11 protein-coding genes, 1 pseudogene and 1 riboswitch are annotated in these 13,308 nt (G+C 67.1%); of the genes and pseudogenes, 6 read left to right on the top strand and 6 right to left on the bottom strand.

Translation table 11 applies throughout. The features are described 5' to 3' along the window. Window positions 1-87: 87 nt before the first annotated feature. A complete protein-coding gene (locus tag AC1MFL_RS11560; protein ID WP_479809872.1) occupies window positions 88-1,026 on the bottom strand; it encodes an ice-binding family protein in 939 nt (312 codons plus the stop codon). Window positions 1,027-1,147: 121 nt separating this feature from the next. Beyond that, window positions 1,148-1,222, bottom strand: a riboswitch (cyclic di-GMP riboswitch). A 132-nt stretch (window positions 1,223-1,354) separates the two neighbouring features. Between AC1MFL_RS11560 and AC1MFL_RS11555 the strand changes: the two genes are divergently transcribed. Next, window positions 1,355-1,819: a hypothetical protein gene (locus AC1MFL_RS11555; protein WP_479809870.1), complete on the top strand. Its 465-nt coding sequence runs from the start codon at window positions 1,355-1,357 to the stop codon at window positions 1,817-1,819. A gap of 6 nt (window positions 1,820-1,825) precedes the next feature. Here the strand turns inward: AC1MFL_RS11555 and AC1MFL_RS11550 are convergent, their stop codons facing one another. Next, complete coding sequence (locus AC1MFL_RS11550; RefSeq protein WP_479809868.1) at window positions 1,826-2,176, bottom strand: DUF3846 domain-containing protein; 351 nt, start codon at window positions 2,174-2,176, stop codon at window positions 1,826-1,828. 373 nt (window positions 2,177-2,549) lie between these two features. Here AC1MFL_RS11550 and AC1MFL_RS11545 point away from each other — a divergent pair, with 373 nt between their 5' ends. From AC1MFL_RS11545 to AC1MFL_RS11530, 4 genes are all read left to right on the top strand, one after another. Further along, on the top strand, window positions 2,550-2,753 hold the full coding sequence (locus tag AC1MFL_RS11545; RefSeq protein WP_226758765.1) for a hypothetical protein: 204 nt from the start codon (window positions 2,550-2,552) through the stop codon (window positions 2,751-2,753). A 175-nt stretch (window positions 2,754-2,928) separates the two neighbouring features. Further along, the gene (locus AC1MFL_RS11540; RefSeq protein WP_479809866.1) at window positions 2,929-4,845 is read left to right on the top strand and encodes a pyruvate kinase; all 1,917 of its coding nucleotides are present in this window, start codon (window positions 2,929-2,931) and stop codon (window positions 4,843-4,845) included. Next, window positions 4,836-6,131 carry a cation:proton antiporter domain-containing protein gene (locus tag AC1MFL_RS11535; protein ID WP_479809864.1) on the top strand — a complete coding sequence of 432 codons (1,296 nt, stop codon included), beginning with the start codon at window positions 4,836-4,838 and terminating at the stop codon, window positions 6,129-6,131. The genes AC1MFL_RS11540 and AC1MFL_RS11535 overlap by 10 nt, the downstream gene beginning before the upstream one ends. Before the next feature lie 189 nt (window positions 6,132-6,320). Continuing rightward, on the top strand, window positions 6,321-7,568 hold the full coding sequence (locus tag AC1MFL_RS11530) for an MFS transporter (RefSeq protein ID WP_479809862.1): 1,248 nt from the start codon (window positions 6,321-6,323) through the stop codon (window positions 7,566-7,568). Window positions 7,569-7,644: 76 nt separating this feature from the next. On the opposite strand, the pseudogene AC1MFL_RS11525 reads toward AC1MFL_RS11530, so the two are convergent. Then, window positions 7,645-8,541, bottom strand: a pseudogene (locus AC1MFL_RS11525) (LysR family transcriptional regulator). Between the two features lie 113 nt (window positions 8,542-8,654). Between AC1MFL_RS11525 and mdlC the strand changes: the two are divergent. Continuing rightward, a complete protein-coding gene (mdlC, locus tag AC1MFL_RS11520) occupies window positions 8,655-10,259 on the top strand; it encodes a benzoylformate decarboxylase (protein WP_479809860.1) in 1,605 nt (534 codons plus the stop codon). 205 nt (window positions 10,260-10,464) lie between these two features. On the opposite strand, the gene AC1MFL_RS11515 is transcribed toward mdlC, so the two are convergent. The 3 genes from AC1MFL_RS11515 to AC1MFL_RS11505 are packed head-to-tail and all read right to left on the bottom strand — an operon-like array spanning window position 10,465 to window position 13,308. Next, window positions 10,465-11,577 (bottom strand): Gfo/Idh/MocA family protein, encoded by a 1,113-nt coding sequence (locus AC1MFL_RS11515; RefSeq protein ID WP_479809858.1) that lies wholly within the window; start codon window positions 11,575-11,577, stop codon window positions 10,465-10,467. Beyond that, a complete protein-coding gene (locus AC1MFL_RS11510; protein WP_479809856.1) occupies window positions 11,562-12,263 on the bottom strand; it encodes a ThuA domain-containing protein in 702 nt (233 codons plus the stop codon). Before AC1MFL_RS11510 ends, AC1MFL_RS11515 begins: the two co-directional genes overlap by 16 nt. 40 nt (window positions 12,264-12,303) lie before the next feature. Beyond that, complete coding sequence (locus tag AC1MFL_RS11505) at window positions 12,304-13,308, bottom strand: sugar phosphate isomerase/epimerase family protein (RefSeq protein WP_479809854.1); 1,005 nt, start codon at window positions 13,306-13,308, stop codon at window positions 12,304-12,306.

The raw sequence follows: 13,308 nt of genomic DNA, 5'->3' as shown, positions 1-13,308 counted from the left end.
CGCACCGTCGGACCCCGTCGGGTCATCCACCGGAAGACGCTCCCGTGGCCGCCTTGGGTGCCCGCACGAGCTTCCGCCCGTCCGGCGTCACTTGTTCCGTCGGAACAGGCGCCTTCCCCCGGTCAGCATCCACACCCCGACCAGCCCCGCCGCAGCGGCCGCGCCGAGCGCGGTCCCGGCGGTTGAGTCATGGGTTTCTGCGGCGGTATCAATGTTCACACCGCGGCCCGTCCTTGGGGCCGGGCCTGCGCTTATTGGCCCGGCGGCGGCCGAGGGCGACACCGAAATTGCCGGGGCTGCGGAGGGGGACGCCGATGCTGTGGCGGTTGGTGTGGACGAGGGCGAAGCTGTGGCGCAGCCGGGCATGGTGAATTCGTTGTCGTCGAGCGATACCTGGCCGTTCCGTGCCAGCGCCCGGCCCTGGACCTTTGCGCGGGTAGTAACCGAGATTGAAGTCAGGGCCAGAATGTTGCCGCTGAACTTTGAAGCGGTACCGAGGGTTGCGGAGTCACCGACCTGCCAGTAAACGTTGCAGGCCTGGGCGCTGTTGGTCAGCACGATGTTGCTTGCCGAGGCAGTCGTCAGGGTTGAAGCGACCTGGAAGATGAACACCGAGTTCGGGTCCCCCTGTCCGTCCAGGGTCAGCGCCCCGCTGACTAACAGCGGGCCGGAGGATTTGTAGACGCCCGGGGACAGGGTTTTATCGACCAGGTCACCGGCCACGAGGGAGGTCATGGGCCGGCCTGCTGCGTCGTCGTAGGCGGTGGTCAGGTCCGACCGGGCCTGAAGGGCCTGCGCGTCGCCCTCGTGGATGGCACCGTCCACTTGGCCCGGCGGGAAGCCCGTGATCGCGCTCCCGGGGTTCACCCCGAGGTTTCCGGCCAGATTCGTGGATCCGGTGTTCGTAACCGTCATTCCGCCCAGAACGGAGAACGCGGCGGCCGTTCCCAGACCCACCGGGGCGTCAGCGGCGTAAGCCGGGGACTGTCCCACCAGTGCCATCGCAAGCAGGGCCGAGGCCCCCATGGCGGTCCCCACCGCGGTCCGGCGTCGTAGCCGGAGGCGCCGCTGGCGGGATCCATCACCGGACCGGACCTGAGGATGGCTGTGGGCAGGCGAAGTCGAAACCAAAGTGAGGTCCTTGTTGATCGGCGGCCCGGCCGACCGCGAGGGTCCCGTAGCTTTGCGTCGCGGATTCGCACCCGGTTTGCCCTTGTCGATGAGCGGCTGCTCGGTCTTGGGCAACCCTAACAGCCCCACGCCGGCTTTCATTGCACTGCCCCGTGGCCTGCCCCGGGGAGATCTCGGCTGGCGCAGCCACACGCTCATCACCGGCCCATGGAAGTATTCTCTTATGACTACCGACTATGATGATGCCAACCTTCCGGCCTTTAGCGACTCGCACGGCCCAGACATCCCGGCCGAAGACAGCCGGGGCTGGGACCACATCGGGGCCGTCATTGTCGATGCCACGTTGCAGCGCCGGCAGAACTACCACGAGACCGTCAAGCCGCGCGTGGAGGCTCTCATTGCGGCGTGGCCGGATGCCGCCACGACCAGCGGGTTCCGCCAGCACCTCGATACCGGGAAGCTCTCGGAAGTCATCGACTGGCCCTCCCCCGGCCGTCTTGCCCAGGTAGCGGACATCACGTACGTGTTCGAGCGTCAGGGCATCGAGACGATGACGGAACTCCGAGGCGCGCTCAGTGACCCCGCCACCAGAACCGCTTTCCGGGAGGCCCTGGCGGATGTGCGGCACGTCAGCCCCAAAACGCTGGACTACATCGACACCCTGAGCGGAATCTCCACGCGTGGTTAAGGCCCGCTAGGCCACCAGCCTCGTGTCAAAGAATTCTTCCGCGAGCCGGATCAGGTGACCGGGGACGTCCGCCTCCTCGCCGTGACTGCCGTGGCCGAGGAACACTGCGGTGCCCCGTGCCACGCCTGAAAGATCCAGGCCGCAGTCGTACATCAGCTGGGCGGCGCGCAGGTTCAGCGGAAGGTTGCGGATCACGCCTTCAGCATTGAGATAGACATGCCAGTCACCGCGGGTGACAGTTTCGATGTCTCCGCCGACCAGGTCCTGCAGGGCGCGCAGGCCGGGTTCAATGGTTTCGATCCGGACGGGTTCGCTGATCCGGGCCGGGATTATCAGGGCTGTGTGTCGGTTGCTCATTTTCGTCCTGTGATTAATAACAAGGACGTAGTTCCCGGTGTTCCCGGTCCCCCTCCCCGCACCTGCCTCGGCTGTGATGAGTCTCACCTGCAATAATCGCCATCTGGCTTGAGCCGCCGGCCCGGCGCTGTGCATCATGAAAAGGCAAGGTGCGGACCTCAAAGTCCCTCCATAGCAGCCCTGACCATTCCGCACGACAATCGTGCGCGCGACGGGCCAGAGGCAAAGATTTACCCATCCTGGTGGACGCAATGAGGCCATACCGGTGAGCTCGCAGAGCCTGCCACGGTCTCAGGCGTTCCTGGTTGGCCTACGGCGGCTCCGCATCGGTGCGGCAGCCGGACCTCCGGAATCATGAATGGAAGCCTGAACAATGACGTTTGAAACTGCCACCTCTGTCACCCACAAGCTCTGGGACCGCTCCAGCATGCACCACGAGCTGGACGCCCTGATCCACGACCTCTCGGTGCGGCACAACACCCCCAAGAGCAACATCGCGGTCCATGCCAGCGGCCCGAACACGTTCACGCTCAGCCTGAACCACGGCGCAGCAAACCTCGAGTCGGTCTCCGCCTAGCACCACAACGGCGACGCAACACCACGACGACGGCGGGACTTCCCGCCGTCGTCGTCGTGTAGGAACCCCTTAGGGACTTTGGGCACGGGCCCACGCAGTCCCGCCCCGCCTAAAATTAGGCATGGCCAGTTCCGACGCCCTCGATGTGGAACGACATCCCGAGCCACGGGAGTAAATGCACGTGTCCAATGCGGAGATCGAGGAACTGCGCGCACTGCTTGAAGAAGTCATCAGGCTCCGGCGCAGCGTCAAGCACGCCGAAACGCGCAGCAGCGGCAGGATCGCGGACGTACGGCCCCGCCACCGCGAGAGTGCCCGCAACCTCGTCCACTACGCCGAGCTGCGCCGCCATGACATCAGGGATCTCCAATCCCGTCTCTCGAGGTACGGGCTGTCCTCGCTCGGACGCACAGAACCCCATGTACTGCCCAGTATCGATACGCTGATCTGGACCCTGACCCGACTGGTCGCCCCTGACGGCGGGCCCACCGCCGTGCCCGCCGGTTTCCGGAACGGCGACCGGCTGCTCGCCCGGAATGCCGTCAACCTCCTCGGGCCCAAACCCGAAGACCGTTCCGCGCGCATCATGGTCACGCTGCCAAGCGAGGCGGCGACAGACTCGTCCCTCGTCCGCGGCATGATTGAGCGCGGCATGGACCTGGCCCGCATTAACTGCGCCCACGACGGCCCACCGGCGTGGCGGGACATGGTGGGCCATATCCGCGCCGCAGAGGAGGCCACCGGGAAACGCTGCCTCATCGCCATGGATCTCGCCGGTCCCAAGCTGCGGACCGGCCCGGTCCGTCCTGGCCCCCGGGTCCTCCGGGTCAAACCGGTGCGCAGCAAAACGGGCACGGTCCTGGAACCGGGGCGTGTGTGGCTCGGCACCGCACCCGCAACAGCACCCGGCCCGGCGTTGCCGGTTATTCCGCTGGAGGACAACGCCTGGGCCGGCTCACGGCGGAAGGGCCAGAAGATCCGGCTGGAGGATGCCCGCGGGGCCCGCCGCACCCTGGCCGTCGAGCAGACGTCCGAGGACGGGTGCCTGGTGGCACTGGACAAGACCGTCTATTTCACGCCCGGCACCAAACTCACCGCGGTCCCGGACCCGGACACCGGCAAGAATGGCCACGGCCAGGGGCGGCCCACCGCCAAGGTTGGCGCCCTCCCGGCCCTGGCGGAGAGCCTGCTCATCCGTCGAGGCGACAGCCTGGTCCTGAGCAGCAATCTTGATCCCGCGGACAGTACCTCGGCGGGCAAACACCGCATCGGATGCACCCTCGCCAGCGTGCTTGCAGACGCCCGCGCCGGGGAACGGATCTGGTTCGACGACGGCAGGATCGGCGGGGTGATCACCGCCGCCGGGCCGGGAGAGCTCACGGCCAGGATCACCTCCACGGCCCCGCAGGGCACTAGGCTTCGCGCAGAAAAAGGCATCAACCTTCCAGACTCGCGACTCAGGGTCTCAGCCCTGACCGAGCAGGACGCCGCGGATCTGGAGCAGGTCCGGGGTCTGGCCGACATCGTCAGTATGTCCTTCGTCCGGACCTCCTCAGATGTGCGGGAACTCCTCGTCCACCTCGATCCGGAGCGGGACCGGAACCTTGACGTTCTGCTCAAGATCGAAACCGTGGCGGCCTTCCAGGCCCTGCCCGACATCCTCCTTGAACTCATGAAGTGGGCCGACGTCGGTGTCATGATCGCGCGCGGCGACCTGGCCGTTGAAGCGGGCTTCGAACGACTCGCGGAGGTCCAAGAGGAAATCCTGTGGCTTTGCGAGGCAGCCCATGTCCCCGTCATCTGGGCCACTCAGGTGTTGGACACGCTCGCCCGGACGGGTATGCCGTCCCGGGCCGAAGTGACCGACGCCGCCATGGCCCAGCGCGCCGAGTGCGTCATGCTCAACAAGGGGCCCTTCATCAATGAGGCCATCAGCATGCTCTCGGACATCCTGGGCCGGATGCAGGACCACACGCAGAAGAAAAGCAGCCTGCTGAGGCGCCTGCGCGCCTGGGACCACACCGCCAGCGCTGCCACCGAAGGGGAATCGGGCACGGGCACGGAACCGGGTACGGATCCGTCATGGAAGTGACGGTGCTGGCCATCATCACGGCGGCCCTGTTCGCATGGGCACTCGTTTCGGCACGGCTGCAACAGGCGGACCTGACCGCACCTATTGTATTTACTGCTCTCGGCGCAGCCCTGGCCTGGTCCGGCCTGGTCAACAGCTCCGCGCCACCGGCAGGCCTGACGCCGATGGTCGAGCTCACCCTGGTCTGGGTGCTCTTCTCCGATGCCGCCCGCCTGCCGCTCCAGCAGCTGCGCCGGGATGTTGGCCGCTACGTGCGGCTGCTGGGGGTCGGCCTGCCGCTGACGATCGTTTTCGGGTGGGTGCTGGCCGTCTGGTTCTTCCCTCAGCTCGGGCTCTGGCTGGCCCTCCTGGTCGGCGCGGCGCTGGCCCCCACCGACGCCGCCCTCGGAGTCCCCGTGGTGACGAACCCGGCGGTGCCGTCGCGGATCCGCCAGCTGATCACTGTCGAGAGCGGCCTCAACGACGGCATCGCCACCCCGGTCGTGATGGTCGCGATCGCCGGTGCGGCCGCCGCGGCAGGCCTGGAGAGCGCCGCGGCCCCCGGCAGCGCGGCCGTCGAGCTGTTGATCGGCGCCGGTGTCGGCGCAGCGGCCGGCGCCCTGGGCGGGTGGCTGCTGCAGCTGGCCCGCCGGCGCGGGACCGCGCTCGAGGACTTCGCCGGCATCGGAGTCCTCGCCCTGAGCCTGTTCGCCTACACCGCTTCGCTCGCCGTGGGCGGCAACGGGTTCGTGGCCGCCTTCTGCGGCGGACTGGCGTTCGGCACGTGCGCCGGCCGGCGGGGGCCGGCCGAACTGGTCTTCGTCGAGCAGATGGGCGGACTGGTTTCACTGCTCGTGTGGCTGGCCTTCGGGGCCATAGCCATTCCGACGATGCTGGCGCATTTTGTCCCCCTGACTCTCGTATACGCCGTGCTCAGCCTCACGGTGGTTCGCATGCTGCCGGTGGCACTGGCCTCGGTTGGTGCCGGCCTGGGCCGGTCCACCGTCCTGTTTGTGGGCTGGTTCGGTCCGCGCGGCCTTGCCTCGCTTGTGTTCGCGCTGCTGGCGCTGGAAACCCTGGGGGCCGTGTCCGATGACGCGGTGGCCCTCATCACGGCCACCGTCCTGCTCAGCGTCCTGGCCCATGGGTTCAGCGCCGCCCCGCTGGCCGCCCGCTACGGACGTGCTTCTGCCGCAGCGGGACCGGAGCCCGGCGGCCAGGTGCCGGTCACTCCCGCTCCGGCCCGGGGCCTGAGCCGCAGACACCCGCCCGCTCCGCGCTTTCGGCCGAAGCGCGCCCGCCACTAGCCCGGGCAGACTACGCCGATATGGGCCGGGTGAAAGGCATGTGGCAATAGAGCTCATCTATGAAGAAGGCAATCTATATCTATTGGACTTGTGGCGCAGGTCTCATCAGACTAGGGGTAAGAGATCTTTTCAGCAGATCTTGGCCGGGCAAACTCTCGTCCGGCCGTGTAGACCAAGGACGTTCGCACCATGCAAACTCAGCGAAAATGGGTCGTCATTCTCTGTTGGCTCACTGTCGTCTTCGAGGGTTTCGACCTCGTTGCCCTGGGCGCCTCCATTCCCACCCTGTTAGATACCAAGCACGCGGGCATTGACCCGGCCGGCGCCACCTACGTCGCCACAATCTCCCTCGTCGGCGTCGGGATCGGCGCTGCCCTGATCGGTCCAATCTCGGACCGCTTCGGACGGCGGTTGCCCCTGCTTGTCTGCGTGGCCGTGTTCTCTGTCTTCACCTTGTTGTTCCCCCTGATGCCAAATGTGGCCATGATGGGCATCCTCCGGCTTCTGGCCGGTCTCGGGCTGGGCGGCTGCATGCCCGTAGCCGTAACCGCCATGCAGGAAGCGGCCTCCAAGAATGGCAAGGCGCACTCGAGCACCCTGACCATGACCGGTTACCACGTCGGCGCCGTGGCCGCGTCGCTGCTCGCACTGCTGGTTGGTCGCCAGTGGGAGTGGCTCTTCTACGCAGGCGGCCTTCTCGGCCTGCTTGCAATCCCCCTCATGTGGGCAAAGCTGCCGGAAACAGCACCCGTCGCCGCAGCCTCGAAGACTGCCGGGGCACCCGCGCACAAGGTCCGCATCGGCGGCCTGCTCCGTCGGCCGTACCTGCGCATCACCCTGGGACTCTGGGTTGCAGCCTTCATGGGCCTCATGCTGGTTTACGGCCTGAACACCTGGCTGCCGCAACTGATGCGGGGTGCCGGCTACAACGTCGCCGACTCCCTAGGCCTGCTACTGGTCCTGAATGTCGGCGCAATCGCTGGCCTGCTGGTCGGGGGCCGGGTCGCGGACCTCCGCGGCGTCAAGGGCACGACGATGTTCTGGTTCGCCGCCGCCGCCGTGCTGCTGGCCGTGCTGAGCATCAAGATGGAAAACCAGCTCGTGCTCAATGGCGTCGTATTCGTCACCGGATTCTTTGTCTTCTGCGCCCAGGTGCTCGTCTACGGCTTCGTCGGCTACCTGTACCCCCGCCATATCGTCGCCTCCGGCATGGGCTTTGTCTCCGCCGTCGGTCGCCTCGGTGCGATCGCGGGTCCATGGGTCACCGGCCTGCTGGTGGTTGCCGGCATCGCGTATCCCTTCAGTTTCTATGTCTTCGCGGCAGCGGCGTTGCTTGGGGTCGCGGCCGTGGCGGTCATCCCGAAGGTCAAGCGTGGAGCGCAGTTCGTTCCGGATGAACCCTCCCTTGGGACCAGCAAGCCAGCGGGAATCGTCTGAGTCCATCAGCCAGACTCCGGACAACTCCTTGCGCTACGGTTCGGCGCCCGGCCCCGCGAAGCGGGTCCGGGCTGCCTTATCCGTTCGCCTCTCCCAGCGCCCCGGCCACGAGATCCAGGAACCAGGCCGCGGCGCCGGTGGAGGAGACGGTGGCATCCCAGTAGAGGGTCACCTCGAACTGAGGCATGTCGAACGGCAACTCACGGATGGCAACGGGCCACCGCTCCGCCATCCTGGTTGCCATCTGCCGCGGCAGGATTGCAATCATGTCGCAGCCCACCACCACCTCGGCCAGCGCGGTGAAGTGCGGAACACGCAATGCAATGACCCGTTCCACCTGCTGCGCCCGGATGGCCTGTTCCACCTGGTCGTGGCCTGCGGCGGGGTCCATCGCCACGTGCTTCAGGGCCAGGAACTCCTCCCAGCCGATTCGCGGCCCAGGAACCGCCGCACCCTATGGCAGCACACAAACGTAGCGCTCGTCGGCCACGATGGTGCGGCGGCCGGACACCTCCAGCGGAACGCTCGCGATGGCGCCGTCGATCTCGCCGTGGGCAAGCCAGGTCCGGACCTGGGAAATCTGCATCGGCACCACTTCAAGACTAGCTCCGGGGGCCCGAACCGCCAGCTGCTTCATGATCCGCGGCAGGAAGGCATTCTCGCCGATGTCAGTCAGGCACAGGCGGAATGTCCTGCTGGTGCGGGAGGGATCAAAGACATTGTCCGCGTCCACGGCGTCGTCGACGGCGAGCACGGCCTTGCGGAACACGGCAACCAACTCCGAGGCTCGCACAGTCGGCTCGTACCCGGCCGGGCCGCGGACGAACAGCGGATCGTTCAGGGCCCGCCGCAGCCTGCCGAGGGCATGGCTGACAGTGGGCTGCGTCAGGGACAGGTCCTGCGCGGCGCGGGTCACCGATCGGTGGTCATAAATGCTCAGGAAAGCTCGGATCAGGTTCAGGTCGAGACTCACCCGGTCCATCATAGAGATCTTCTATGGGAGAGGGCTGATTTATTTATTTGTCGACATGCAAGTTCGCATCCTAGCTTTATAGAACGAGCAGCTCCGGATAGGAAAGTATCACCATGACCACTGTCAATGACGCCACATATGATCTCCTGCGCCAGCATGGACTGACCACGATTTTTGGCAATCCCGGCTCCAACGAGCTGCCGTTTCTCGCGGCCATGCCGAAGGATTTCCGCTATGTCCTGGGACTCCACGAGGGCGTTGTGGCCGGGATGGCGGACGGCTATGCCCAGGCCACCCGCCGTCCTGCCCTGGTGAACCTGCACGCCGCCTCGGGATCGGGCAACGCCATGGGTGCCCTCACCAATGCCTGGTACTCGCACACTCCGCTGGTGATCACTGCCGGCCAGCAGGTCCGCGCCACGATCGGCCAGGAGGTCATGCTTTCCAACGTGGACGCCGCCTCACTTCCCCGCCCGCTCGTGAAGTGGAGCGCTGAACCGGCCTCGCCCCACGACGTCGTCCGCACCATCGGCCAGGCCATCCACACCGCAGCCCTCGAGCCTTCCGGTCCCGTTTACGTGTCCATCCCGTACGACGACTGGGCACAGGAGACGGGGCCGGCGGAGGAGCACCTGGCCGCGCGAACGGTCGAAAACGCCGGCGAGCTTTCCGACGGCCAGCTCGCGGACCTGGTGGCCGCCCTTGACGCGGCAGAGAACCCGGTACTGGTCCTGGGACCCGACGTCGACTCCGCCAGAGGGAACTCCGACGCCGTCACGCTCGCCGAGCGTCTCGGCGCCCCGGTGTGGGTGGCACCGTCCGCCCCCCGCTGCCCTTTCCCGACCACACACGCCGCGTTCCGTGGCGTGCTGCCCGCCTCCGTTGCGGGCATCACCGGCCTGCTGGCCGGGCATGACCTGATCCTGGTGGTCGGCGCCCCGGTGTTCCGCTACCACCAGCACGAGCCCGGGAACTACCTTCCGGCGGGTGCGTCCCTGCTGCAGATCAGCTGCGATCCGGGAGAGGCGGCACGCGCACCGATGGGCCGCGCGCTGGTGGCCTCGATCGGTCCGGCACTGCGCCGTTTGGCCGCGGCGGTGAAGTCCCGTGGTGTGCAGGTGCCAGCGCGCGCGCGGCCGGAGCTCCCACCGCTGTCAGTGCAGGGGCCGGAGGAAGGAAGCGGGCTGGCCCCGGAAGCCGTCTTCGGGCTCATCAACGAGCTCGCCCCCGAGGACGCCATCTATGTCAACGAGACGACGTCGACGGTCGGCGCCTTCTGGGACCGGATGGACATGCGCCACCCCGGCAGCTACTACTTTCCGGCATCCGGCGGGCTCGGGTTCGGGATGCCGGCCGCGGTCGGAGTCCAGCTCGCCGAACCGGGCCGCCGCGTCGTGGCCTTCATCGGCGACGGCTCAGCGAACTACGGCATCACGGCCCTGTGGACGGCGGCGCAGTACGGGGTCCCCGTGGTGTTCGTGATCCTGAACAACGGCACGTACGGCGCCCTGCGCGGCTTCGCGGCCAAACTCAACGCCCTCGACGCACCCGGCCTCGACGTGCCCGGGATCGACTTTGTCTCGCTCGCCGCAGGGTACGGCGTGGACGCGGAGCGGGCCGCTTCGCTGGAGACGCTGCGCGGCTGCTTCGCCAAGGCACTCGCCTCCGAGGGCCCGACCCTGATCGAAGTACCCATCACCACGGTCTCGCCGTTCTGAACGCGCTGGACCAGGTTAAGGAACCCAGCTCGTACTGGCAGTCCGTTGCGGGGCAGCACTGAGCGGACGACGGCGGGACCTCCCGCCGTCGTCCGCTTGCCTGTGCAAGGGTTCTGCAGCCTTCGCGGTTGCCTTGCCCTGACGCGGTCCCTGCACCGAGAGCCTTCCAACAGGAGAGGCGTGCGGCCGCTCCGCTAAGCGGGCGCTACGAGGTGGCCGCCAGGGCAGGCGCCGCAATGGTGGCGAGCTCCACCGGAGCGGGGCGCACGGCTGTGCTGTCGATCCTGACAGGTGCGCCCGTGTGGGCCGACTCCAGCAGGGACTCCATCACGTCCAGGGCGTGGAAGGCCAGGGCGCCTCCTGCCCTGGGCTCCTGGCCGGCAGGGGTGCGGACGAGGTCTGCGATGCCGAAGCCCCGCCCCGAGTCCTCGTAGCCGGCGGAGACGGGAAGGGTTTCCCAGTCATCCGCACCGAGGACGAAAAGCTGCACGTCGCCTGCGAAGTGGTTGGGGTCCGGGACCGCCAGGGAGCCGTGCTCGCCGTGGACCTCGATGTTGGCGCTCTTGGTCTTCACCGCGTCGAAGCTCATCAGAAGCGTGGACAAGGCCCCCGAGGCGTGGACAAGGACGCCGGTAACGTGGGTATCGATCGCCACCGGCACGATCTGGCCCTCGCGCGGGCCTGAGCCGATGGTCCGCTCGTCGCGGGTGTGGCTGGCAACCCCGGTCACCGAGACCACCGGACCCAGCAGGGTGACCAGCGCCGAGACGTAGTACGGTCCCATGTCCAGGAGCGGCCCGCCGCCGGGCTGGTAGTAGAAGTCCGGGTTCGGATGCCAGCGCTCGTGACCGGGAGTGACCATGGTGGCGGTCGCGGAGATGGGTCTGCCGATGAGCCCGTCGTCGATCGCTTTCCGGGCGGTCTGGATCCCGGTGCCGAGCACGGTGTCCGGGGCGCAGCCGACCGCGACGCCGGCTGTCCGCGCGGCGTCCAGCACCTGCCGGGCCTCCGCCGCCGTTGCCGCGAGGGGCTTCTCGCCGTAGACGGATTTGCCGGCGGCAATGGCGCGCAGGGCGATCTCGGCGTGGGCTGCGGGAATGGTCAGGTTCAGGACGAGCTCGACGTCGTCGGCGGCCAGGAGCGCGTCGACCGTGAGCGCGCGGACGCCGTCGTACGAGTCGGCCACCGCCTGCGCCCGGGCGGGGTCCAAATCCGCGACGGCGACGAGGTTGATGTCCTCGAGACGGCGGAAGTTCGCCAGATACTGGGCGATGATGGCTCCGCAGCCAATGATTCCAATGTTTACCGGCTTGCCCACAGCAGGCCCCTTTCGATGATGGTGCGGACGTTGGTGTCCTGGAGAATTTCGACGCGGTGCCCGGGGGTGCAGACGAAGATCTTGCCCTTGCCCCATTGCCGGGTCCAGATCGCCGGAGAGGTGACTTCCCGGTGCCAGGGGTCCCATTCCCGGACTTTTTGGGTGGTGGTGGCCAGGACGTCAATGTAGTCGTCGGCGAGGACCCAGTACTGTTCGGTCACCAGGTCGAAGTCACCGAGGCCGGCAGTGATGGGATGGTCCGCTGCCGCCGGGAGCATGTTGACGTTGTGCGGGACGTAGTTGTCGGGCTGCCCGCCCGTCCGTTCATCCGGGTGCTTGCCCGGGTGGCAGGCAAACTGGCCGCCGATCAGGTGCAGGTAGTCCGAGGTGTCGCGGTAGGAATCCGCGATGCCGCCGTGCCAGCCGGCGAGGCCCGTGCCGTTTTCGACGGCGGCGCGCAGGCCCTCAAATTCGTCTTTCTCGATGGTGGACATGGTCATGCATTGCATAATCAGGTCCACACCGGCCATGTAGTCGGCGTCGGCATAGATTTTGGGCGATTCCTCCACCCGGACCTGGTAGCCGTTGGCTTTCAGGTGCGGGATGAATTCCTCGGTGGCCTCGACGGGCTGGTGCCCGTCCCAGCCGCCGCGCACCACGAGGGCGGTTTTGTGGTTGATTGTCATGGGGTTCCTCTGTTGTTGGTTTGTGATGGCCGTGCCCGGCTCAACGGGCGGCGAAGGCCGCATCGAACGCGGCCGCGGGTGGTGTGATCGTGGCTAGGTCTTTGACCAGTGCGAGGGCCTGCGGCGCGCCGACCAGACGGTCCATGCCGGCGTCTTCCCATTCGATGCTGGTGGGTCCCTGATATCCAATGGCGTTAAGGGTTCGGAAAATCGGCTCCCAATTAACGTCGCCATGACCGGCCGTGACGAAGTCCCACCCGCGGCGCGGGTCGGCCCAGGGAAGGTGGGACCCGAGCCGGCCATTGCGGCCGTTGAGCTGGCGGACGGACTCCTTGACGTGAACGTGGAAGATCTTCTCGGCGAAGTCCTGCAGGAACATGACAGGGTCCAAGTCCTGCCAGATGAAGTGCGAGGGGTCGAAGTTCAGGCCGAAGTTCTCCCGGTGCCCGATGGCCTCGAGGGTGCGTTTGGCGGTCCAGTAGTCGTAGGCGATTTCGGACGGGTGGACCTCAAGGGCAAATCGGACCCCTTCCTCGTCGAAGACGTCGAGGATCGGGTTCCAGCGGTCGGCGAAGTCCTGGTAACCGCGTTCGATCATTGCGTCCGAGGCGGGCGGGAACATGGCGACACATTTCCAGATCGAGGATCCGGTGAAGCCGGTGACGGTGTCGACGCCAAGTCTGGCGGCCGCACGTGCCGTGGTCTTCATGGCCTCGGCGGCACGGGAGCGGACCCCTTCAGCGTCGCCGTCGCCCCACACGGAGGCTGGAAGAATGCCTTCGTGGCGTTCGTCGATCGGGTCGTCACAGACGGCCTGTCCGGTGAGATGGTTGGCGACTGCGTGGACCTTGAGCCGGTGCTTGTCCAGGATGTCCAGCCGGTTCTGGACGTAGGCGTCGTCCTCGACGGCTCGCTGCGGGTCCAGGTGGTCGCCCCAGCAGGCGATCTCCAGGCCGTCGAAGCCCCACTCGCCGGCGAGCCTCGCCACCTCTTCGAAGGGCAGGTCGGCCCACTGGCCGGTGAAGAGGGTGATGGGTCGTGTCAT

Source organism: Arthrobacter sp. BG3, assembly GCF_056680185.1.
The sequence above is the reverse complement of the archived record's forward strand: the minus strand, read 5'-3'. Positions and strand labels throughout refer to the sequence as shown.